The organism is Microbacterium sp. Root61 (assembly GCF_001427525.1).
In the GTDB taxonomy this organism is placed as follows: domain Bacteria; phylum Actinomycetota; class Actinomycetes; order Actinomycetales; family Microbacteriaceae; genus Microbacterium.
This window is the reverse complement of sequence record NZ_LMGU01000001.1, coordinates 771,638-794,719: the sequence shown is the minus strand read 5'-3', so window position 1 is coordinate 794,719 and position 23,082 is coordinate 771,638. Positions and strand designations below refer to the sequence as shown.

The 23,082-nt window shown below is 68.9% G+C and carries 20 protein-coding genes and 2 pseudogenes; 19 read left to right on the top strand and 3 right to left on the bottom strand.

The window, feature by feature from the left end; all coding sequences use genetic code 11:
* Positions 1-78 precede the first annotated feature (78 nt).
* The gene (locus tag ASD65_RS03875; RefSeq protein WP_056218772.1) at positions 79-525 is read left to right on the top strand and encodes a GNAT family N-acetyltransferase; all 447 of its coding nucleotides are present in this window, start codon (positions 79-81) and stop codon (positions 523-525) included.
* A 24-nt stretch (positions 526-549) separates the two neighbouring features.
* Here the strand turns inward: ASD65_RS03875 and ASD65_RS03870 are convergent, their stop codons facing one another.
* On the bottom strand, positions 550-804 hold the full coding sequence (locus ASD65_RS03870; RefSeq protein WP_056218769.1) for a hypothetical protein: 255 nt from the start codon (positions 802-804) through the stop codon (positions 550-552).
* 98 nt (positions 805-902) lie between these two features.
* Here ASD65_RS03870 and ASD65_RS03865 point away from each other — a divergent pair, with 98 nt between their 5' ends.
* From ASD65_RS03865 to serA, 11 genes are all read left to right on the top strand, one after another.
* A complete protein-coding gene (locus tag ASD65_RS03865) occupies positions 903-2,327 on the top strand; it encodes an alpha,alpha-trehalose-phosphate synthase (UDP-forming) (protein WP_056218766.1) in 1,425 nt (474 codons plus the stop codon).
* Positions 2,324-3,127, top strand: a complete 804-nt coding sequence (gene otsB, locus ASD65_RS03860) for a trehalose-phosphatase (protein ID WP_235566595.1) — start codon at positions 2,324-2,326, stop codon at positions 3,125-3,127. The genes ASD65_RS03865 and otsB overlap by 4 nt, the downstream gene beginning before the upstream one ends.
* Positions 3,128-3,136: 9 nt before the next feature.
* Positions 3,137-4,855 carry a dihydroxy-acid dehydratase gene (gene ilvD, locus ASD65_RS03855; RefSeq protein WP_056218764.1) on the top strand — a complete coding sequence of 573 codons (1,719 nt, stop codon included), beginning with the start codon at positions 3,137-3,139 and terminating at the stop codon, positions 4,853-4,855.
* Positions 4,856-4,894: 39 nt separating this feature from the next.
* Positions 4,895-6,703 carry an acetolactate synthase large subunit gene (locus ASD65_RS03850; RefSeq protein WP_056218762.1) on the top strand — a complete coding sequence of 603 codons (1,809 nt, stop codon included), beginning with the start codon at positions 4,895-4,897 and terminating at the stop codon, positions 6,701-6,703.
* Between the two features lie 2 nt (positions 6,704-6,705).
* A complete protein-coding gene (gene ilvN, locus ASD65_RS03845) occupies positions 6,706-7,215 on the top strand; it encodes an acetolactate synthase small subunit (RefSeq protein ID WP_056218759.1) in 510 nt (169 codons plus the stop codon).
* A 71-nt stretch (positions 7,216-7,286) separates the two neighbouring features.
* Entirely contained in the window at positions 7,287-8,312 is a 1,026-nt protein-coding gene (gene ilvC, locus ASD65_RS03840) for a ketol-acid reductoisomerase (RefSeq protein WP_056218756.1), read from the top strand.
* A 154-nt stretch (positions 8,313-8,466) separates the two neighbouring features.
* Entirely contained in the window at positions 8,467-8,871 is a 405-nt protein-coding gene (locus ASD65_RS03835) for a DUF6855 family protein (RefSeq protein ID WP_056218753.1), read from the top strand.
* A gap of 50 nt (positions 8,872-8,921) precedes the next feature.
* Positions 8,922-9,449, top strand: a complete 528-nt coding sequence (locus ASD65_RS03830; protein WP_056218751.1) for a hypothetical protein — start codon at positions 8,922-8,924, stop codon at positions 9,447-9,449.
* Positions 9,446-9,799 carry a hypothetical protein gene (locus ASD65_RS03825; RefSeq protein ID WP_056218748.1) on the top strand — a complete coding sequence of 118 codons (354 nt, stop codon included), beginning with the start codon at positions 9,446-9,448 and terminating at the stop codon, positions 9,797-9,799. The genes ASD65_RS03830 and ASD65_RS03825 overlap by 4 nt, the downstream gene beginning before the upstream one ends.
* An 88-nt stretch (positions 9,800-9,887) precedes the next feature.
* Positions 9,888-10,730 (top strand): peptidoglycan-binding domain-containing protein, encoded by an 843-nt coding sequence (locus tag ASD65_RS19290; RefSeq protein ID WP_056218745.1) that lies wholly within the window; start codon positions 9,888-9,890, stop codon positions 10,728-10,730.
* 143 nt (positions 10,731-10,873) lie between these two features.
* A complete protein-coding gene (serA, locus tag ASD65_RS03815) occupies positions 10,874-12,478 on the top strand; it encodes a phosphoglycerate dehydrogenase (protein ID WP_056218742.1) in 1,605 nt (534 codons plus the stop codon).
* A gap of 22 nt (positions 12,479-12,500) precedes the next feature.
* Here the strand turns inward: serA and ASD65_RS03810 are convergent, their stop codons facing one another.
* Positions 12,501-13,046: a TetR/AcrR family transcriptional regulator gene (locus tag ASD65_RS03810; protein WP_056224433.1), complete on the bottom strand. Its 546-nt coding sequence runs from the start codon at positions 13,044-13,046 to the stop codon at positions 12,501-12,503.
* Positions 13,047-13,137: 91 nt separating this feature from the next.
* On the opposite strand from ASD65_RS03810, the gene ASD65_RS03805 reads away from it, so the two are divergent.
* From ASD65_RS03805 to ASD65_RS03775, 6 genes and pseudogenes are all read left to right on the top strand, one after another.
* Positions 13,138-14,694, top strand: coding sequence for an MFS transporter (locus ASD65_RS03805; RefSeq protein ID WP_056218740.1), 1,557 nt, complete (start codon positions 13,138-13,140; stop codon positions 14,692-14,694).
* 34 nt (positions 14,695-14,728) lie between these two features.
* A complete protein-coding gene (locus ASD65_RS03800; RefSeq protein ID WP_056218737.1) occupies positions 14,729-15,796 on the top strand; it encodes a 3-isopropylmalate dehydrogenase in 1,068 nt (355 codons plus the stop codon).
* 74 nt (positions 15,797-15,870) lie between these two features.
* Positions 15,871-16,932 (top strand): annotated as a pseudogene (locus ASD65_RS03795) (branched-chain amino acid aminotransferase); the annotation flags it as partial.
* Between the two features lie 472 nt (positions 16,933-17,404).
* A pseudogene (locus ASD65_RS03785) lies at positions 17,405-18,397 on the top strand (branched-chain amino acid aminotransferase); the annotation flags it as partial.
* Between the two features lie 406 nt (positions 18,398-18,803).
* On the top strand, positions 18,804-19,568 hold the full coding sequence (locus tag ASD65_RS03780; protein WP_056218726.1) for a fumarylacetoacetate hydrolase family protein: 765 nt from the start codon (positions 18,804-18,806) through the stop codon (positions 19,566-19,568).
* Positions 19,565-20,815 (top strand): MFS transporter, encoded by a 1,251-nt coding sequence (locus ASD65_RS03775; RefSeq protein WP_056218725.1) that lies wholly within the window; start codon positions 19,565-19,567, stop codon positions 20,813-20,815. Before ASD65_RS03780 ends, ASD65_RS03775 begins: the two co-directional genes overlap by 4 nt.
* A gap of 144 nt (positions 20,816-20,959) precedes the next feature.
* On the opposite strand, the gene ASD65_RS03770 is transcribed toward ASD65_RS03775, so the two are convergent.
* Complete coding sequence (locus tag ASD65_RS03770) at positions 20,960-22,030, bottom strand: aminotransferase class V-fold PLP-dependent enzyme (RefSeq protein ID WP_056218721.1); 1,071 nt, start codon at positions 22,028-22,030, stop codon at positions 20,960-20,962.
* An 83-nt stretch (positions 22,031-22,113) separates the two neighbouring features.
* Between ASD65_RS03770 and ASD65_RS03765 the strand changes: the two genes are divergently transcribed.
* Positions 22,114-23,076, top strand: a complete 963-nt coding sequence (locus tag ASD65_RS03765; RefSeq protein ID WP_056218720.1) for a LysR family transcriptional regulator — start codon at positions 22,114-22,116, stop codon at positions 23,074-23,076.
* Positions 23,077-23,082 lie beyond the last annotated feature (6 nt).

The window sequence follows — 23,082 nt, the reverse complement described above, 5'->3', positions numbered from 1 at the left end:
GCTAAACGCGACCGCGGAGGCCCGAGAAACCGGCTCGTAACAGTGCGACTCCGCTCGCACCCGCCTAGTCTGAGCGACATGACGCATGTCGCCGCGCTGACTCGGGCCGACCACGACGAATGGCTCGCGCTCTGGTTCGACTATCTCGAGTTCTACGAGTCGGAGCTTCCCGCCGCCCAGACTCTGCTGACGTTCGAGCGGATCCTCGATCCGACCGTCGACATCCACGGCGCGATCGCGCGGGATGACACGGGCCGTGCCATCGGCATCGTGCACTGGCTGACGCACCCGGCGACGTGGTCAGCGGGGCCGTACTGCTACCTCGAGGACCTGTTCGTGCACCCGGACGCTCGCGGCGCCGGCACCGCGAGCGCGCTCATCGCCCATGTCCGCGACTGGGCGCAGGAGCACGGCGCGGCCAAGGTGTACTGGCTCACGAAAGACGACAACCGCCGGGCCCGGGCGCTCTACGACCGGGTCGCGACCGCCACCGGGTTCGTGCACTACGAGATCCCGATCGACTGAGCCCAGCGACAGTCCCCGAGCAGATCAGCCGCGGAGGCGCTTCTTCGCGAGCTTGGCCTCGTGGCCGGCGACGGGGGAGTCGCCCGCGACCAGGTGTCCGGTCGACGCGCGACGCGTATCGACGATCGCGCCGATGGCGAGCGCCAGGGTGATGCCCCAGCTCAGCCAGGAGAGTGCGGTGCGCCATGTGAACGGCTCGTGCTCCCGCAGTCCGCGCAGGAGCGAGATTCCACTCACCACCGCGCTGATGATGCCCGTGCCGAAGAGGTACTTGCGCATGGGACTACCGTACCGGCCCAGCCGCCCCTGTCGCCCCGTCGGTTCGGGGCGGTCCGCAGAAGGGTAGCCTGGGGTGACGTCTGGAACCGGGAGGACTCGTGCCACAGGCCGAACTCGTTGTCGTCGCAAACCGCCTGCCCGTCGATCGTATCGACGGCCTCGATGGAGCCGAAGGATGGCGCCGATCGCCCGGCGGTCTGGTCACCGCGCTCGAGCCGGTGATGCGCGGCGCGAACGGCGCGTGGGTCGGCTGGCCAGGCCAGGCCGATCTCGAGTTGGAGCCGTTCGACTTCGAGGGCACCCACCTCGTGCCGGTCCCGCTATCCGAGGACGAGGTCCAGCTCTACTACGAGGGCTTCTCGAACGACACGATCTGGCCGCTGTACCACGACGTGATCGCCGTGCCCCGGTATCGCCGGGTGTGGTGGGACGCGTACGTGCGGGTGAATCGGCGCTTCGCCGAGGCCGCTGCAGCCGCCGCGGCCGAGGGCGGCACGGTCTGGGTGCAGGACTACCAGCTGCAGTTGGTTCCCAAGATGCTGCGCGAAGCCCGTCCCGATCTGACGATCGGCTATTTCCACCACATTCCCTTCCCGGCATACGGGCTGTACTCGCAGCTGCCGTGGCGTCGTCAAGTCCTCGAAGGGCTCCTCGGAGCGGACGTGATCGGCTTCCAGCGGGTCGCCGATGCCGGCAACTTCGCGCGTGCTGTGCGCCGCCAGCTGCGCTACGAGACCAAGGCCTCCGGTATCCGGGTTCCGCTGCCCGACGGCGGCTCGCGCGTAGCGCTGGCCAAGGCGTTCCCCATCTCCATCGACACCGCGTCGTACGTGGAGCTCGCGCAACGACCCGACGTCAAGGCGCGCGCGGCGGAGATCCGCGAGAGCCTGGGCAACCCCGACAAGATCCTGCTCGGGGTCGATCGCCTCGACTACACGAAGGGCATCCGTCACCGGCTGAAGGCCTACGGCGAGCTGCTCGAAGACGGCCGTCTTTCGGTCGAGCACGTCACCCTCGTGCAGGTCGCGAGTCCCAGCCGCGAGCGCGTGCAGGCCTATATGCAGCTGCGCGACGAGATCGAGCAGATGGTCAGCCGTATCAACGGCGACCGCGACACGATGGGCCACTCGGCGATCCGCTACCTGCATCAGGGGTACCCGCGCGAGGAGATGGTGGCGCTCTTCCTCGCCGCCGACGTCATGCTGGTGACCGCCCTGCGCGACGGAATGAATCTCGTCGCGAAGGAGTACGTCGCGACACGCAACGACAACCGCGGCGTGCTGATCCTGAGCGAGTTCGCCGGTGCCGCAGATGAGCTGGGCAGCGCGCTGCGCGTGAATCCGCACGACATCGACGCGCTCAAGGACACGATCGTGCGGGCTGTCGAAATGCCCGCAGCCGAACAGGGGCGCCGCATGCGCGCCCTTCGACGCAAAGTCATCGAGCACGACGTCGCCGCCTGGTCGCGAGACTTCCTCGATGCACTAGCAGACGCCCGCCGGGCGAAGGAGAACGAAGAATGATGGATGCCGCGGCTCACCTGGATCTTTCCGTAGAAGAGGCGCTGCGCTCGGTCGCGGCCACCCCGACTCTGCTGGTCGCCCTCGACTTCGACGGCACGTTGTCGCTGCTGCAGGACGAGCCGATGCAGGCCCGCATGCTGCCCGAGGCGCGCACCGCGCTGGACGAGCTGATCGCGCTCCCGGACACCGTCGTCGCACTCGTATCGGGACGCAGCCTGTCCGACCTCGAGATCATCTCCGAGCACACCGACGAGTCCGCCATTCTGCTGGCCGGCTCGCACGGCGCCGAGTTCTGGTACCCCGAGTCCGGCGCCGTCGAACCGGACGAACTCGATTCGGAGCATGCCCTGCGCGATCGCCTGCGCGCGGCGTCCGAAGCCGAACTGGGGGAGCTGGACGGCATCTGGGTCGAGCCGAAGACCTTCGGCTTCGGCATCCACACCCGGATGGCCTCCGCTGACGACGCCGAGCGCGCGTGGCAGTTCGCCGATGCGCTGGTCGCGCAGAACGCGCCGCACTGGCGCCGCCGCACCGGCCACAACATCGTCGAGTACTCCTTCCGCCAGGAGGGCAAAGACACCGCGATCGCGGTGCTGCGCGAGCACGTCGGAGCCACCGCGGTGGTCTTCGCCGGTGACGACGTGACCGACGAGGACGCCATGGCCAAGCTCGGTCCGGACGATCTCGGCATCCGCGTCGGCGACGGTCGCACGGCGGCCGCCGTCCGGGTGGGCAGTGCCAAAGAACTCGCCGCCGCGTTGTCCGTGCTCGCCGCGATGCGCGCCTCCGCGCAGGAATAGACTTCGGGAATGCCTGAGTTCGATCCCTCCTCCCGCGCGTCCGTAGACATCAAACCCCGCAGCCGAGTCGTCACCGACGGCATCGAAGCAACGACCTCCCGCGGCATGCTCCGCGCGGTCGGCATGGGAGACGAGGACTGGGACAAGCCGCAGATCGGCATCGCGTCCAGCTGGAACGAGATCACGCCGTGCAACCTGAGCCTGGACCGCCTGGCACAGGGCGCCAAGGAGGGCGTGCACGCCGGCGGTGGCTACCCGCTCCAGTTCGGCACCATCTCGGTCTCCGACGGCATCTCGATGGGGCACGAGGGAATGCACTTCTCGCTCGTGTCGCGCGAGGTCATCGCCGACTCCGTCGAGACCGTCATCATGGCCGAGCGTCTCGACGGCTCCGTCCTGCTCGCGGGCTGCGACAAGTCCATCCCCGGCATGCTGATGGCCAGCGCCCGCCTCGACCTCTCCAGCGTGTTCCTGTACGCCGGCTCGATCGCCCCGGGCTGGGTCAAGCTCAGTGACGGCACCGAGAAGGACGTCACGATCATCGACTCCTTCGAGGCCGTGGGCGCCTGCCTCGCGGGCAAGATGAGCGAGGAAGACCTCAAGCGCATCGAATGCGCGATCGCTCCCGGTGAAGGTGCCTGTGGCGGCATGTACACGGCCAACACCATGGCCTCCGTCGCCGAGGCGCTCGGCCTGAGCCTGCCCGGCTCGGCGGCCCCGCCGTCGGCCGATCGTCGTCGCGACTACTTCGCGCACCGTTCCGGCGAGGCTGTCGTGAACCTGCTGCGTCAGGGCATCACGACGCGCGACATCCTGACGAAGGAGGCGTTCGAGAACGCGATCGCCCTCGCGATGGCGCTCGGCGGTTCGACCAACGTCGTCCTGCACCTCCTGGCGATCGCCAACGAGGCCGAGGTCGAGCTCACGCTGCACGACTTCAACCGCATCGGCGACAAGGTGCCGCACGTGGCGGACATGAAGCCCTTCGGCAAGTACGTCATGAACGACGTCGACCGGCACGGCGGCATCCCGGTCATCATGAAGGCGATGCTCGATGAGGGCCTGCTGCACGGCGACGCTCTGACGGTCACCGGCAAGACGCTCGCCGAGAACCTGGCGGATCTCAACCCCGCCCCGGTCGACGGCACCGTCATCCACACCTTCGACAACCCGATCCACAAGAGCGGCGGCATCACGATCCTGCACGGCTCGATGGCCCCCGAAGGCGCCGTCGTGAAGTCGGCCGGCTTCGACGCCGACGTGTTCGAGGGCCCCGCGCGGGTGTTCGAGCGCGAACGCGGCGCGATGGACGCGCTCGAGGCCGGCGAGATCAACGCCGGCGACGTCGTGGTCATCCGCTACGAGGGCCCCAAGGGCGGTCCCGGCATGCGCGAGATGCTCGCGATCACGGCCGCCATCAAGGGCGCCGGGCTCGGAAAAGATGTACTACTCTTGACGGACGGCAGATTCTCAGGCGGCACAACCGGCCTGTGCATCGGCCACATAGCTCCCGAAGCGGTGGACGCAGGTCCCATCGCATTCGTGCGCGATGGTGATCTGATACGGGTCGATATCGCGGCTCGAACTCTCGACTTACTCGTCGACGAGGCCGAGCTGGGCTCCCGCCGCGAAGGCTGGGAGCCGCTTCCTCCGCGCTATACCCGTGGCGTTCTGGCCAAGTACTCGAAGCTCGTGCATTCCGCTGCCGAAGGCGCGGTCACAGGCTAGACGGCCTCCGATCTCATCTCTCATTCGAGGATCATCATCATGTCTGCCGAATCAGCATCGGCCGTTCCGCGGCCACCCTCTCGCACCGCATCCACCTCTGCGCCCGTGCTCACGGGCGCGCAGGCAGTCGTCCGCTCGCTCGAACTGCTCGGTGTCACCGACGTCTTCGGGCTTCCGGGCGGCGCCATCCTCCCCGTGTACGACCCGCTCATGGACAGCACCGAGCTGCGCCACATCCTGGTGCGGCACGAGCAGGGCGCCGGTCACGCGGCCGAAGGCTACGCGGCCGCCTCCAACAAGGTCGGTGTCGCGATCGCGACCTCCGGCCCCGGGGCGACCAACCTCGTGACCGCGATCGCGGACGCCTACATGGACTCCGTGCCGATCGTCTGCATCACCGGGCAGGTGTTCTCGAACCTGATGGGGACGGACGCCTTCCAGGAGGCCGACATCGTCGGCATCACGATGCCGATCACCAAGCACAGCTTCCTGGTCAAGCGTCCCGAAGACATCCCCGGCGCCATCGCGGCGGCGTTCGAGATCGCCGGTACGGGTCGCCCCGGTCCGGTGCTCGTGGACATCACCAAGGATGCGCAGCAGGCCGAGGCGCCCTTCGTATGGCCGCCCAAGATCGACCTGCCGGGCTACCGACCGGTGACCAAGGCGCACGGCAAGCAGATTCAGGCCGCGGCCCAGCTGCTGGCCGAGGCCAAGAAGCCCGTCCTCTACGTCGGCGGTGGCGTGATCCGCTCGCAGGCGTCGGCCGAGCTGCTCGCCCTGGCCGAGACCACCGGTGCGCCGGTCGTCACGACGCTGATGGCGCGCGGCGCGTTCCCCGACTCGCACCAGCAGCACCTCGGCATGCCCGGCATGCACGGCACGGTGCCCGCCGTGCTCGCGCTGCAGGAGGCCGACCTGCTGGTCTCGCTCGGCGCACGCTTCGACGACCGCGTCACGGGCAAGGCGGCGCTGTTCGCGCCCAACGCCCAGGTCGTGCACGTCGACATCGACCCGGCGGAGATCTCCAAGATCCGCATGGCCGATGTGCCGATCGTGGGTGACCTCAAGGATGTCCTGGTCGACCTGGATGCCGCATTCCGCGGTGCGACCATCGACGGCAAGCCCGACACCGAAGAGTGGTGGTCCTATCTGGACGGCCTGCGCGACGAGTTCCCGCTCGGCTTCGCACCGACCACCGACGGACTGCTGGCTCCGCAGCACGTGATCCAGCGGATCGGTGAGCTCACCGGTCCCGAGGGCATCTATGCCGCGGGCGTCGGCCAGCACCAGATGTGGGCCGCGCAGTTCATCAAGTACGAGCGCCCCAACGCCTGGCTCAACTCGGGCGGCGCGGGCACGATGGGCTACTCCGTGCCGGCGGCGATGGGCGCCAAGGTCGCCGAACCCGACCGCGTGGTCTGGGCGATCGACGGTGACGGCTGCTTCCAGATGACTAATCAGGAGCTCGCCACCTGCACGATCAACAAGATCCCGATCAAGGTCGCGATCATCAACAACTCTTCGCTGGGCATGGTCCGCCAGTGGCAGACGCTGTTCTACGACGGCCGGTACTCCAACACCGACCTGAACACCGGCCACGACACGATCCGCGTTCCGGACTTCGTGAAGCTGGCCGAGGCTTACGGATGCCTCGCGATCCGCGTGGAGCGTGAGGACGAGGTGGATGCCGCCATCAAGCTCGCGCTCGAGACGAACGACCGTCCGGTCGTCATCGACTTCGTCGTGAGCGCGGACGCCATGGTGTGGCCGATGGTGCCGCAGGGCGTCAGCAACAGCTACGTCCAATACGCGAAAGAGCATTCGCCGGCATTCGAGGAGGAGATCTAGACATGCCCAGTCACGTGCTGAGTCTCCTGGTGGAGGACAAACCCGGCCTGTTGACCCGCGTCGCGGGTCTGTTCGCCCGCCGCGGCTTCAACATCGAATCCCTTGCCGTGGGCGTCACCGAGGTGCCGGGCCTGTCCCGCATCACGGTGGTCGTCGACGTCGAGGAGTTCCCGCTCGAACAGGTCACCAAGCAGCTCAACAAGCTGATCAACGTGATCAAGATCGTCGAGCTCGACGCATCCCAGTCGGTGCAGCGCGACCACATCCTGGTCAAGGTGCGCGCAGACAACACGACGCGCTCCAACGTCATCGAGGTCGTCAACCTGTTCCGCGCCTCGATCGTGGACTACGCGACCGACGCACTCGTGGTCGAGGTGACCGGTGACAAGGGCAAGATCGAGGCGTTCCTGCGCGCGATCGAGCCGTTCGGCATCAAGGAGCTCGCCCAGTCCGGTCTGCTCGCCATCGGTCGCGGTGGCAAGAGCATCACCGAGCGCGTCCTCCGCCCCTGACAGGCCTTCCCGGCATCCCACTCCCGGTCACCGCAGTGGCCAGCAACTCCCAACGAAGAAGGAAACACACCATGGCCGAACTCCTCTACGACGCTGACGCCGACCTGTCGCTCATCCAGAGCAAGAAGGTCGCGATCGTCGGCTACGGCTCGCAGGGCCACGCCCACGCGCAGAACCTCCGCGACTCCGGCGTCCAGGTCGTCATCGCGCTCAAGGACGGCTCCAAGTCCGCTCCCAAGGCGCAGGAGGACGGCTTCGAGGTCCTCTCCGTCGCGGACGCCGCCGAATGGGCTGACGTCATCATGATCCTCGCGCCCGATCAGCACCAGCGCTCGATCTACCGCGACAGCATCAAGGACAAGCTCGTCCCCGGCAAGACGCTCGCCTTCGCGCACGGCTTCAACATCCGCTTCGGCTACATCGACGCACCCGAGGGCGTCGACGTGATCCTCATCGCTCCGAAGGCCCCCGGCCACACGGTGCGTCGCGAGTTCGTCGCGGGTCGCGGCATCCCCGACATCATCGCGGTCGAGCGTGACGCGTCGGGTCAGGCGTGGGACCTCGCCCTCTCGTACGCCAAGGCCATCGGCGGCACCCGCGCCGGTGTCATCAAGACCACGTTCACCGAAGAGACCGAGACCGACCTGTTCGGCGAGCAGTCCGTGCTCTGCGGCGGCACGTCGCAGCTCGTCATGTACGGCTTCGAGACGCTCGTCGAGGCCGGCTACCAGCCCGAGATCGCCTACTTCGAGGTGCTGCACGAGCTCAAGCTCATCGTCGACCTGATGTGGGAGGGCGGCATCGCCAAGCAGCGCTGGTCGGTCTCCGACACCGCTGAGTACGGCGACTACGTCTCCGGCCCGCGCGTCATCGACCCGAGCGTCAAGGAGAACATGAAGGCCGTTCTCGCCGACATCCAGTCCGGCGCGTTCGCCGAGCGGTTCATCGCGGACCAGGATGCCGGAGCGCCCGAGTTCCTCGAGCTGCGCGCGAAGGGTGCCGCGCACCCGATCGAGGCCACCGGCAAGGACCTGCGCGCACTGTTCGCGTGGAAGCAGCAGGACGAGGACTACGTCGAGGGTTCCGCCGCGCGCTGAGCCTGACCCGGACCGCCGTCCACACCCGGCACGGCATTGGCCCGGTCGCCCCTCCACCAACCGTGGAGGGTGCGGCCGGGCCGCTTTCGTTCGGCGCGACCTTCTGTCGGCGAGGTCCCGGCGGTAGCCTCAGTCCATTCAGGGAGGGGGAGTCATGGCGGGTTCAGGCACCAAGGACGACCCGTGGCAGCTGACCACGGCACCCGGATCATCCGGCTACACGATGTACCGGGACGAGTCGGCGGACCCGCCTGCGCTGGTGTGCCAGGTCGGGTCGACGACCCTGAAGTACCACCTCAGTGCGATCGACGACCTCGCCGCCTGGCTGCGCGAGCAGGGGGAGTGGGTCGAACTCGGCGCCGCCGACGAGCAGAAGGATGCGCCGGAGGGCACCGTCGAGGCCTGGGGGCGCAGTGCCGAGAACCCGGTGGGCGGCTGGTATGGGCTGCGCAAGGGCTATCGGGGCAGGTTCGGGATGTATCTGCCGCCGCTGCTCGAGGAGCTCGGGCTGGTCGAGCTCACCCACGAGAAGCGCGGCAATCGGGTCCGCGCGGTGTGACGCGGGCGTCCGCCTCGGCGGATCCCGAACGGGTGCAATACGCTGAGGGCATGTCTGATCGACGTGACGATGCCCTGTCGTGGGACGGTGACGACGATCCGACGCTCGACGCCGGTCGAGCCCCCGTCGCCCCGCCGACCGCGGACGACGACGCCGAAGTCGGTGGCGCCGTGGAGCTTCCGGAGGGCTTCCAGGCCGTCGGCAAGGGGGCGGCGACGGTCGCCGGCCCGACGACTGCGGTCGACGCCTCCGCCGATGCCGGTGATGCGCCCGGTGCGGCGCCTCTGGGGAACGTGGCGCTCATCACGCTCGGCGTGCTCGGCGGCGTCTACCTGCTCTGGACCCTCGGCTGGATCGTCGGCGGCCTCCGTCTGCAGGGCACGGCCGAATTCCTGGTCGCTCCGGTGGCCTACCAGGTCGCACTGTGGCTGGCAGTCCTGGCACCGCCGCTCTGGTTCGCGACCGTGTTCGTGCTGACGCGTGGCGCCAAGACCTGGCTCCGGGTCGTGTGGCTGCTGGCCGGCGTGGTCCTCCTTGTGCCGTGGCCGTTCGTGATGATCGGGACGGTGGGGCAATGACCGAGATCGCACCGGATGCCGCGGCATCCGCTCGACGCACCCCCGTGTGGCTCACCGTCACCATCGCCGGACTGTTCGGCCTCTTCTACGCGTATGCGGTGTGGAACGCCCTGTCCTTCCTGATCAGTCAGGCCTCCGGACCGCTCGGGCTGAACGGACTCGGCTGGTTCGTGCTGCTGCTGCCGGTCATCTTCCCGTTCCTCGCCTTCGGGGGAGCGTTCGCCCTCGGATACCGGCGCCCGGCGCACCACCTGTTCCTGGCGCTGCTCACCGGCCTCGCCGTGGTGGCGGTGTTCTGGCTCGACATCGTCGCGTATGCCGCCGTGGCCGGGGCCTCGCTCCTGGGCTGAGACCCGTAGATGTATCAGGTCGCCTGATCCAGACTCTTCATCGACGGACGCGCTCCCGCAGCGGGCACGCCGGAATCGAGGAGTTTCCATGAACATCGCACCGTGGAGCACAGTCGCCGTCGGATCGGACGACGTCGTCGTGTCCGGCATCCAGTACCTGCTGAGGGCACGGGGCCATGCCGTGGCGGTGGACGGCGTGTACGGGCCCGCGACCGCAGCGGCGGTGACCGCATTCCAGTCAGGGGCCGGACTTCCCGCCGACGGCATCGTCGGACCGCAGACCTGGCCGCTCCTGGTCACCACCACGACGTTGGGTTCCACGGGCGACGCGGTGCGCGCGGTGCAGCAGTTCGGGCTCGTGCCCTCACCGGGAATCGCCCCGCTGGTTGTGGACGGCGCGTACGGCCCGATCACGGCCGAGCGCGTGCAGTTCTTCCAGGAGTCGTGGGGCCTCACGCCGGACAGCGCGGCCGGACCTGCGACCTGGTCGTTCCTCAGCTCTCTGCGTCCTGGACCCCGGCCGTGGCCCCTGGTGGCGGTCGGCGCCACGCAGACGGTCAACTGGCGCGTGCTCGCGGCGCAGCACCTGCTTCGCGCGCACGGCGCCACCATCGTGGCGGACGGGGCATTCGGGCCGGCGAGCGGCGCAGCCGTCACCGTCTTCCAGCAGACCCTGCGCGGCACGGACCTCGGGACGACGCTGGGTCAGCTCGACTGGCCTGCACTGATCGTCACGGTGCGCTCCGGCGACTCGGGGGAGGCCGTGCGGGCCGCGCAGACGCTCCTGCCGGGTGGGATCGCCGTCGACGGGGCATTCGGTCCGGCGACGGATGCCGCGGCACGGGAGTTCCAGCAGATGTTCGGGCTGACCGTGGACGGTGTCGTCGGGCCGCAGACCTGGTACACGCTGACACTCCGCATCTTCGACTGACTCGTGCGGGGCGTCACACGGTTCGGGGGTCGTGGCCGCCCACGATAAGCTGTGAACGGCCTCGCCCCCGATGGCGTGCGGCGTGGCATCCCCATTCGTTCTGCCCGTCGTGCTGCCGTGCGACCGCCCCCGAAGGACCGCCCTTGTCGAAGCCTGTCGTCCTGATCGCCGAAGAACTTTCCCCCGCCACGATCGACGCCCTCGGTCCCGACTTCGACGTGCGCACCGTCGACGGAACCGATCGGCCGGCACTGCTGGCTGCGCTGGCCGACGCGAGCGCAGTCCTGGTGCGCTCCGCGACCAAGATCGACGCCGAGGCGATCGCTGCGGCGCCCGTGCTGAAGGTCGTCGCGCGCGCCGGCGTCGGACTGGACAACGTCGACATCAAGGCGGCCACGACGGCCGGTGTGATGGTCGTCAACGCACCGACCTCGAACATCATCTCGGCCGCCGAGCTGACGATCGGCCACATCCTCAGCCTGGCCCGGCACATCCCGAGCGCCCACGCGTCGCTCGCCGACGGCCAGTGGAAGCGCAGCGCCTACACCGGAACCGAGCTGTTCGAGAAGACGGTCGGCATCGTCGGCCTCGGCCGCATCGGCGCACTCATCGCCGAGCGGCTCCGCGCCTTCGGCGTCCGCGTCGTCGGCTACGACCCCTACGTGACCCCGACCCGCGCCCAGCAGTTGCAGGTCGAGCTGCTGTCCTTCGACGAGGTGCTGCGCCAGAGCGACTTCGTCACGGTGCACATGCCGAAGACCCCCGAAACCACGGGGATGATCAGCACGGAGCAGCTGGCGCTGATGAAGCCGACCGCGTTCGTCATCAACGTCGCCCGTGGCGGTCTCATCGACGAGGAGGCGCTGCACGCCGCCCTCACCGGGGGAGTGATCGCCGGTGCGGGTCTCGACGTGTTCACCTCCGAGCCGCCGGCGAAGGACTCGAGCGCCTCGCGCCTGCTCGATCTGCCGAACGTCGTCGTGACACCGCACCTCGGTGCGAGCACCAACGAGGCGCAGGAGAAGGCCGGCGTTTCGGTCGCGCGCTCGGTCAAGCTCGCCCTCGAAGGCGACCTGGTTCCGGATGCCGTGAACGTCGCCGGCGGAATCATCGATCCCTTCGTGCGCCCCGGCATCGCGCTCGTCGAGAAGCTCGGCCAGTTCTTCACGGGCCTCGCGCACGCTGCGGTGACCAGCCTCGACATCGAGGTGCGCGGTGAGCTTGCAGCGTACGACGTCAGCGTCTACCGGCTGGCTGCGCTCAAGGGCATCCTCACCAACGTGATCAGCGAGAACGTGTCCTACGTGAACGCACCGCTGTTCGCCGAGCAGCGCGGCATCGAGACCCGACTCATCGTCGAGGCCGAGAGCCCGCTCTACCGCAACCTCACCGTGCTGCGCGGAACGCTGTCGGACGGCACCGTTCTCACGATCGCGGGCACCCTCGCCGGAACCCGCCTCGTGCCCAAGGTCGTCGGCATCAACGGCTACGAGATCGAAGTGGCCATCGAGCAGCACCACATCGTCATGCGCTACGCGGATCGCCCCGGCATCGTCGCGATCTACGGTCAGAAGCTGGGCGACGCGGGCATCAACATCGCCGGTCTGCAGGTCGCGCACCCGGACGCCAGCGGTCGTGCCCTGTCGGTGCTGACCGTCGACTCGCCGGTGCCGGATGAGATGCTGGCCGAGCTGCACCAGGCTGTCCAGGCCGACCTGTTCCGCCAGATCGAGATCACCCAGGCGTAGCCTCGGGCGGGGTCATCGCGCGTCAGCGCGCGGTGGCCCCCAGCACGAGTTCGATGAGGGCGTCCATCTCCGCGCCGCGGGGGACGGGGCCGGGCACGGACCCGCCGTTGAGGGCGTTGTTGAAGTAGAGCCCGTCACTGACGAGCATGACGAGCTGCAGCGCGGTCTCGTCGCGCGCGTAGGGGCGCACGGCCGACTCCCACTGCTCGCGCACGCCGCGGAGGGCCGCGGATGCGCTGGCCGACCCACCCTGGGCAAGTCGCGAGATGGCGATGAGCACTCGGTCGAGCGGGTCGTTCTGCATCACCGAGGAGCGCAGGAAATAGGCGACCACGCCCTCCGGCGCCGTCGTGAGCGCCGCGATGTCTTCCTGCATCAACCGGTCGAGCCGCTCGATGAGACCGGCCTCGAGGGCATCCTTCGAGGCGAAGTGATAGAGCAGGCCCCCCTTGGACACGCCGGCCGCGCGGGCTGCAGCATCCATCGTGGCGGCGCGTTCGCCGTCGTCGATGAGCAGCGTCTCGAACGCATCGAGCACGCTTTCGCGGGCGCGCGGAGGTCTGCTCATGATCTCGATCGTATCCATTTCCTGATCAGGTACATCTGTTACTATACCGGCTGGACGGTTTACTAACTCTTTAAGCACCTGAGGAAACATCATGAGCACCACGTACGCACACACCCCCACCGAGGCGTTGACGACTTCGCCGCGTGTGGGCTGGCGTGGCTGGGTGGCGCTGGCTGTCCTGATGCTCCCGGTGCTGCTCGTCTCCGTCGACAACACCGTGCTCAGCTTCGCGCTGCCGCAGATCTCGCTGCATCTCGAGCCCACCAGCGCCCAGCAGCTCTGGATCATCGACGCCTACCCGCTGGTGCTGGCGAGCCTCCTGGTGACGATGGGCACGATGGGGGACCGCTTCGGTCGCCGCAAGATGCTGTTGATCGGCGCGATCGGCTTCGGCGTCGTGTCGATCCTGGCTGCCTTCGCCCCCTCGGCGGAGCTTCTCATCCTGGCGCGCGTCGGCCTCGGTGTGTTCGGCGCGATGCTCATGCCGTCGACCCTTTCGCTGCTGCGCACGATCTTCCGCGACCGTGAACAGCGTCGCCTCGCGATAGCGATCTGGGCGGCGGGGTTCTCCGCCGGAATGGCGCTCGGACCGATCGTCGGCGGCTTCCTGCTGCAGCACTTCCACTGGGGCTCGGTCTTCCTGCTGGCCGTGCCGGTCCTCATCCCGCTGCTCATCCTGACGCCGCTGCTGATCCCGGAGAGCCGCGACCCCAACCCGGGCCGCATCGATGTCTGGAGCATCCTGCTGTCGCTGGCGACCATGGTGCCGCTCGTCTACGGCATCAAGTCGCTCGCCGTCGAGGGCATCTTCGGCCCGGCCCTGCTGCTGGTGGGCCTCAGCGTTCTGTTCGGCTTCCTCTTCGTGCGTCGCCAATTGCGCGCCGAATCGCCGATGCTCGACATGTCGCTGTTCCGGCACGGCCCGTTCACGGGTGCGATCCTCGTCAACCTGCTCAGCGTGATCGCGCTGGTCGGCTTCCTGTACTTCGTCGCACAGCACCTGCAGCTCATCCTGGGTCTCAGCCCGATGGATGCCGGACTCGCGCTGCTGCCGGGACTCGCGGTCATGATCCTCGCGGGCCTCGTCGTCGTGCCGATCTCGCGTCGGGTCGCGCCCCGCGTTCTCGTGCCGGCCGCTCTCGTGCTGTCGGTGCTCGGATACATCCTGGTCGCGCTCACCGCCGACGGGGGTTCCCTGGTGATGCTGATCGTCGCGTTCATGTCGCTCGGCGCCGGCATCGGCATGGCCGAGACCGTCTCGAACGAGCTCGTGCTGAGCAGCGCGCCCTCCGCCAAGGTGGGGGCCGCCTCCGCCGTCTCGGAGACGGCGTACGAGCTCGGCGCCGTCCTCGGCACGACGATCATGGGCGGCATCCTCACAGCGTTCTACCGCGTGAACCTCGCGCTGCCGGCGGGACTTCCCGCCGATGCATCCGATGCCGCTCGCGAGACTCTCGCGGGCGCGATGGTGGCCGCGGACGGCCTGTCCGAGCCGCTGTCCTCGGCCCTTCGGGACGCCGCGGCGCACGCGTTCGACGGCGGTGTCGTGATCACCTCGCTGATCGGAGCCGCCCTCGTGGTCGTCGCAGCGGTCGTGGCGGCCACTACCCTGGGAAAGTCCCGTTCCACGGTCGCAGCCGAGCACTGACACGCTCCTGCGGCCGCGCCAGGCTAGGAGAGCAATGTCGCGTACGCAGGTCGGTCAGGTTGTGAAGCTGGCGGTCATTCCCGGTGACGGGATCGGCCCCGAGGTCATCGCCGAGGCCGAGAAGGTGCTGGATGCCGCGACCGCAGGCAGCGGCATCCGCTTCGAGAAGACGCGCTTCTCGCTCGGTGCCGCACGATTCCTGGAGACGGGCGACACGCTGACGGATGCCGATCTGGAGGCCATCGCGTCGCACGACGCGATCCTCCTCGGCGCGGTCGGGGGAGTCCCGGGCGACCCGCGACTGCGCGACGCGAACATCGAACGCGGACTGCTGCTGAAACTGCGCTTCGCACTCGATCACTATGTGAACCTGCGGCCGTCGCGGCTGTACCCGGGCGTTCCCGGTCCGCTCGCGGCCCCGGGAGACATCGACTTCGTCGTCGTGCGCGAGGGCACCGAAGGCCCATATGTGGGCAACGGCGGATCGATCCGCCGGGGGACACCCCACGAGGTCGCGAACGAGACGTCCGTCAACACCGCCTACGGCATCGAGCGGGTCGTGCGCTACGCGTTCGCCCTCGCCGAGCGGCGCCGCAAGAAGCTCACGCTCGTCCACAAGACCAATGTGCTCGTGCACGCGGGCGGGATGTGGCAGCGGATCGTGAACGAGGTCGCCGCCGAGCACCCCGACGTGGCCGTGGACTACCTGCACGTGGACGCCGCGACGATCTTCCTCGTGACCGACCCGTCACGATTCGACGTCGTCGTCACCGACAACCTCTTCGGGGACATCCTCACCGACCTGGCCGGCGCCGTCACAGGTGGAATCGGCCTCGCCGCGTCCGGCAACATCAACCCGGACGGGGCGTTCCCGTCGATGTTCGAGCCCGTGCACGGCTCGGCGCCCGACATCGCCGGGCAGCAGAAGGCCGACCCGACCGCGGCCATCCTGTCCATCGCCCTGCTGCTCGATCACCTCGGGCTGACGGACGAGGCGACACGCGTCACCCGCGCCGTCGAGGACGACATCGCCGGCCGCAGTGCGGCCACCCGCACGACCGCCCAGATCGGCGACGCCATCGCCGAGCGTCTCCAGGCGTAATCTGGTTCCAGCGCGTCGACCCGCACCCACCCTCGCGCATCAGCACACCGCGCACCGAAAGACACAGGCGTGACATGACACTCATCGACTCCACCCCCGACAGCGACCTCGCTCCGCTCGAGTTCGCGGTGACGAAGAACCTCGCCGCGAAGTCTCCGGCGCAGCGCGAGGAGGTCCTCGCCGATCCTGGGTTCGGTGTGCACTTCACCGATCACATGGCGGACATCTGCTGGTCGATCAACGGCGGCTGGCATCGGCCGCGCGTCTCGCCGTACGGTCCGATCGCCTTGGATCCGGCGGCGGCGGTGCTGCACTACGGGCAGGAGATCTTCGAGGGGATCAAGGCCTACCGCCACGCGGACGGCTCAATCCACACCTTCCGGCCTGACCAGAACGGCCTGCGCCTGCAGCGCAGCGCCCGCCGGCTCGCCCTGCCCGAACTGCCGGTGCCCTACTTCATCCAGGCGATTCGCGAACTCATCGCGGTCGACGGCGCATGGGTGCCGTCCGGTGAGGACCAGAGCCTGTACCTGCGTCCGTTCATGTTCGCCAAAGAGGCGTTCCTCGGCGTGCGGCCCGCGCAGAAGGTCGCGTTCTACGTGATCGCCAGCCCCGCCGGCGCGTACTTCACCGGCGGCGTCCGCCCGGTCTCGATCTGGCTCTCGGACGAGTACGCCCGTGCGGGCAAGGGGGGCACCGGGGCGGCGAAGACCGGCGGCAACTACGCCGCGTCGCTGCTGCCGCAGTCCGAGGCCTACGCGAACGGCTGCGACCAGGTCGTCTTCCTCGACCAGGACCGCAACGTCGAAGAGCTCGGCGGCATGAACGTCGTGTTCGTGTACAAGGACGGCCGCATCGTCACGCCGCATTCGGACAGCATCCTCGAAGGCATCACGCGCGATTCGCTGCTGCAGCTGGCCGCGGACCGCGGCCACACCATCGAGCGCGGCACGGTCTCGCTCGAGGACTGGCGCGCGGGCGTGGCTTCCGGCGACATCGTCGAGGTGTTCGCGTGCGGCACCGCCGCCGTGGTGACGCCGATCGGCGTGCTGAAGGGTCGCGATTTCGTGGATGAGCAGCCTCGCGGTGAGCTTGCACTGTCGCTGCGCCAGGAGCTCACCGACATCCAGTACGGCNCCGATCGGCGTGCTGAAGGGTCGCGATTTCGTGGATGAGCAGCCTCGCGGTGAGCTTGCACTGTCGCTGCGCCAGGAGCTCACCGACATCCAGTACGGCCGCGTCGAAGACCGCCACGGCTGGCTCCTGCGCCTCGACGCCTGACCCGACCAAGCCTGTGCACGAGCGGCTCCCGCGGGGGTCGTAGACTTGTGGGCACGTCGTCGCGGCATCCATCTCGGTCACGAACCAGGGCCCGCTTCGATGAGATCGTCACCGACCACCTCTTCGGCGACATCCCGGCCGACACCCTCACCGGTGGTCTCGGCCCCGCCCGCCCCGGCACCATCACCGCGGAAGGCGCATCCCCTCACCGGCCACGGGTGGCAGAGATCGACGATTCCGTCGTCGGTCAGCTCCCGCGAGGGAAGCTGCGCATCCCGCACAGACCTGAGCGCACCGACGACGGCGCTCCGAAAGCACAGGCCTCACATGACTCTGATCGACGCCCCCTCCTTTCCTGAGACCGACCTTGCCCCGCTCGAGTTCGCGGTGACGAAGAACCTCGCCTCGAAGTCCGCGGCGCAGCGCGACGAGATCCTCGTCGATCCCGGGTTCGGCAAATACTTCACGGACCACATGGTCGATGTCTGCTGGTCGGCGAGCGGCGGCTGGCACCGGCCGCGGGTGCAGCCGTATGGTCCGATCGCGTTGGATCCGGCGGCGGCGGTGCTGCACTACGGTCAGGAGATCTTCGAGGGGATCAAGGTCTACCGCCACGCGGACGGCTCGATTCACACGTTCCGGCCCGACCAGAACGGGCTGCGCCTGCAGCGCAGCGCCCGCCGTCTGGCACTCCCCGAGCTGCCGGTGGAGTACTTCATCCAGGCGATCCAGGAGATCGTCGCCGCGGACAGTGCGTGGGTGCCGTGCGGTGAGGACCAGAGCCTGTACCTGCGTCCGTTCATGTTCGCCAAGGAGGCGTTCCTCGGCGTGCGGCCCGCGCAGAAGGTCGCGTTCTACGTCATCGCCAGCCCCGCCGGCGCCTACTTCACCGGCGGCGTGCAGCCGGTGTCGCTGTGGTTGAGCGAGGACCACTCCCGCGCGGGCAAGGGTGGCACGGGGGCGGCGAAGACCGGCGGCAACTATGCCGCATCGCTGCTGCCGCAGTCCGACGCCTACGCGAACGGCTGCGACCAGACGGTCTTCCTCGACGAAGACCGCAACGTCGAGGAGGTCGGCAGCATGAACGTCGTCTTCGTCTACCAGGACGGCCGCATCGTCACGCCGCACTCGGACAGCATCCTCGAAGGCATCACGCGCGATTCGCTGCTGCAGCTGGCCGCGGACCGCGGCCACACCATCGAGCGCGGCAGGGTCTCGGTGCAGGACTGGCGCGCGGGCGTGGCTTCCGGCGACATCGTCGAGGTGTTCGCGTGCGGCACCGCCGCCGTGGTGACGCCGATCGGCGTGCTGAAGGGTCGCNCGAGATCTTCACCATCTCGTCGCCACACCATCGAGCGCGGCAGGGTCTCGGTGCAGGACTGGCGCGCGGGCGTGGCTTCCGGCGACATCGTCGAGGTGTTCGCGTGCGGCACCGCCGCCGTGGTGACGCCGATCGGCGTGCTGAAGGGTCGCGATTTCGTGGATGAGCAGCCTCGCGGTGAGCTTGCACTGTCGCTGCGCCAGGAGCTCACCGACATCCAGTACGGTCGCGTCGCGGACCGCCACGGCTGGCTTCTGCGCCTCGGCGCCTGACCGCGATCCTCTTTCGCGAGACTGCACGCGAGCCTCGAGACTGCGGGCATTCGCCACGGTCTCGACGCTCGGGTGCAGTTTCGCGGTGAGCGGGATCGGCCGACGGATGCCGCGTCCTGAGTAGGCTGGAGCGGTGAAGATCGCGCGGTTCAGCCACAGGGACACCATCCGCTTCGGCATCCTCGATGAGGGCGATTTCGTCGTACTCGCGGGTGACCCGATGTTCGCCGGATTCGAGACCACGGGGGAGCGCGTGCCGCTCGCCGACGCCGCACTGCTGGCACCGGTCATCCCGCGCTCGAAGGTGGTCTGCGTCGGACGCAACTATCGCGATCACGCGGCCGAGTTCGGCAACGAAGCGCCCGCCGAGCCGATGCTGTTCCTCAAGCCCAACACGTCGGTGATCGGTCCTGGCGACACCATCGTGCGACCGCGGCAGAGCGAGCGCACCGACTTCGAGGGCGAACTGGCCGTCGTGATCGGCTCGATCGCGAAGGATGTCGCCGTCGACCGCGCCCACGAGGTGATCTTCGGCTACACGATCGCGAACGACATCACCGCGCGCGACCTGCAGAAGCGGGACGGCCAATGGTCGCGCGCCAAGGGCTTCGACACGTTCTGCCCGCTCGGACCGGTCATCGACACCGAATTCGACCTCGCGAACGCCACGCTCGAGTCCCGCCTCAACGGCGAAGTACGGCAGAAGGCGCCGCTGACCGACATGGTGCACTCGGTGGCCGACATCATCGCGTACGCCTCGGCCGCGTTCACGCTGCTGCCCGGCGACGTGATCCTGACCGGAACCCCCGCGGGGGTCGGCCCGTTCGAGGCCGGCGACACACTCGAGGTCGAGATCAGCGGCCTCGGCACGCTGCGCAATACGGCGCGCAACGCGTGAGCACGTCGATCCTCACTGAAGCAGAGCTTGGCCACGCCCAGAACCGCATCGTCGGCGTACTCGCCGCGGGCCAGGTGCTCGGCGGCATCGCCTTCGGTTCCACGATCTCGCTCGGCGCGCTCCTGGCGCGCACGATCTCCGGACAGGACGCACTGTCCGGGTTCGCCACCGCCTTCCTCACGCTCGGTGCGGCCCTGTGCGCGATCCCGCTCGCCGCACTCGCGGCGCGTCACGGTCGTCGGCGTTCCCTGACGCTCGGCAATGCCCTTGCGCTGGTGGGCATCATCGTCGTCGTCTCCGCCGCCGCGCTGAGCTGGTTCCCACTCCTTCTCCTGGGCTTCATCCTGATCGGCGCCGGCAACGCCGGCAATCTGCAGTCCCGCTTCGCGGCGACTGACCTCGCGCCGACCGCACGGCGCGGCCGCGATCTGTCGATCGTGGTGTGGGCGACGACCGTCGGCGCCGTCCTCGGCCCCAACCTCCTCGAACCGGGCGAGGTCATCGGCGCCGCGCTCGGGATGCCGCCGCTCACCGGCGCCTACGTGTTCTCGATCGTCGCGCAGCTGTGCGCGCTGGCGCTGTACCTCATCGCGCTGCGGCCCGACCCACTGCTGACCGCGCAGCGACTCGCCCTCCAGCGCGTCGTGCGCGCCGATCACATCGTCGAGGTCGATCGGCCCCGCGTCGCCCGGTACGCGATCATCGCAGTCGCGGGCTCGCACGCCGTGATGGCATCCGTCATGGCGATGACTCCCGTGCATCTGGTGCATCACGGCGCCACGCTGTCCATCGTCGGGCTGACGATCAGCCTGCACGTCGCCGGCATGTATGCACTGTCACCGGTCTTCGGCATCCTGGCGGACCGCTGGGGACGAGTGCGGGTGATCATGCTGGGACAGGCGATCCTCGCCGCCTCCCTCCTGACAGCCGCGTTCGCGGGATCCTCCGAGGTTGGCGTGACCCTCGCGCTCATCTTGCTCGGACTGGGCTGGAGCGCCGCGACCGTGGCGGGATCGGCGCTGCTGACCGAAGCATCCGCGACGCAGTTCCGGCCCAAGCGACAGGGACGCAGCGACTCGCTCATGAGCCTGTCCGCAGCGGTCGGCGCGATCCTCGCCGGACTGATCCTGGGCTGGATCGGCTACGGCGGGCTCGCCCTGGTCGCCCTGGCCGTCGTCGCGGCTGTCGTCGTGATGTCGCCGATGGCACGCATCCCGCGCGCCGCGGCGTCCGCCACCGTCGACTGAGGCTGCTGCGCACGGCCCGCCGTGTGCAGAGCTTCGGGCCATCCGGACGACACGCGAAGCGTGCGTGGCCCCGACCCCGAGTCTCTCTCTCGCGCCCCGAAGCTGTGCACCGCCGGGGAATGACGACGGCGGCTCAGGACCGGATCAGCGGCCGAGGGCGGCCACGGCGAGGTCGACGTCCTGCGCGTCGTTGAAGACGTGGAAGGCGACGCGCACGCGTCCGGCGCGACCGGAGGCGATGATGCCGGCGGCCGTGAGGCGCGCGAGGTCGCATCCTTCCGGATCCCGCCAGGAGACGATGGCGCTGGCCCGGTCGGCGGTGACCAGCCCGAGGCGATCGCGGAACGCGGTGGCGAGCCCGGTGGCATGGGCGTGCAGAGCGGTCGGGTCGGAGGTCGCGAACAGTTCGAGTGCCGCCTCCGCACCGACGAATGCCTGCCACGCGGGGGAGACGTCGAACCGGCGCGCGTCGGAGGCGAGCTCGACAGAGTCGCCGTAGCACGACGTCCACGGGTTGTCGCCGGCGTACCACCCGGCGAACACCGACGGGATCCGGCGGGCGAAGTCCGCACTGATGGTGAGGAACGCCACGCCCCGCGGGGCGCACAGCCACTTGTAGGCGTGGCACACGAGCGCGTCGAACTGCGAGGCGTCGACGGGCAGCCACCCGACGGCCTGCGTCGCGTCGCAGTACGTGCGCGCGCCGTGGCGGCGCGCTGCGGTGACGATGGCGGCGGCATCCGCCACCTGGCCGCATGCCGATTGCACGATCGAGAAGGCGACGAGCGCGGTGTCGGGGGTGATCTCGTCCGCGAGCGCGTCGAGCGGCACGGAACGGACACGGATGCCGCGGCCGGCGTGGACGAAGGGGAGCACGATCGAGGAGAAGTCTCCTTCGGCGCACAGCACCTCTGCGCCGTCGGGGAGGCCGGCGGCGATCAGACCGCTGAATACGGATGCCTGCGAGCCGATCGCGACACGGTCGGCCGCGACATCGACCAGCCTGGCGAAGTGGCCGCGCGTGCGCTCGACCGCTGCCGTGTAGCCGACCGGGTCGGGGTGTCCGGAGGACCAGGCGTCGAGGTCGGCGGCCATGGCGTCGCGCGCGGCCCGCGGTGGCAGGCCGAGGGTGCAGGCCGCGAGGTAGCCGCGGCCGCCGGCGAACGCCTCGCTCGCCGCGAGGGCGGGGGGTGCGGAGACGGTGATCGGGGCCATGTGTCCAGAGTGACAGTCGGCTCAGACATTGGTCTAGGCCCGGTTTTCAATGCAAAACATGCACCCGCGTTATGATTTCGCGTATGGCCGACACCTCCTTCGACGACCCCGAGTTCGACGTGCAGACCCTGCGGGTCGTGAAGGCGATCGGCGACGAAGGGTCGATCACCGGCGCGGCCGACGCGTTGGGCCTCAGTCAGCCGGCCGTCAGTCAGCAGATGAAGCGTCTCGAGCAGCGGCTCGGCATCGCGGTGGTCGAGCGCGTCGGGCGCCGTGTGCGACTCACTGAAGCGGGCCGGATCCTCGCGCGTCACGCACCGGCGGTCACGACGGCTCTGGATGCGGCATCCGAAGAACTCGACGAGCTCCGCGGGCTGAAGGTTGGTCGGGTGCGACTGGTGGGGTTTCCTTCCGCGTCGCCCAGCGTCATCCCGCGGCTGCTCGCGGATCTCGCCCTGCATCACCCCGGGGTCTCGCTCACGTACGTCGAGGCGGAGCCGCCCGAAGCGGTCGCGGCCGTGCGGGAGGACCGTGCCGACATCGCGCTCACGTTCAGTTATCCCGGCGACCGCGACGATCCCCACCGCTACAGCGCGCGCGGGCTGTCCGTGCGCAGCGTCGGCACCGACCAGCTCCTCGCGGTTCTGCCGACCGATCATCCGGCCGCCGGCTCCGACACCGTCGAGATCGCACAGCTCGCCGACGAGGACTGGATCGCCGGGTGCCCGCGCTGCCGTGGGCACCTCCTCGAACTGTGCGGCCGGGCCGGATTCGAACCGCGCATCACGTTCGAGACCGACAACTTCGTCGCCGTCGAAGGATTGGTGGCTCAGGGCATCGGGGTCGCGACGCTGCCGCGGATGGCCGTGGCATCCTTCCCGCAACTGCCCGGTGTCGTGACCCTGCCGTTGCCGGCGGGGGAGGAGCGCACGCTGCATGTCGTGACTGCCCACGGTGCGGATCGGGTTCCGTCGGTCCGCACGACGCTCGCGGCGCTCACTCGGGTGCTCGCCGACACCGCAGAATCGCCGGCCGCCGCGAACTAAGCTGGA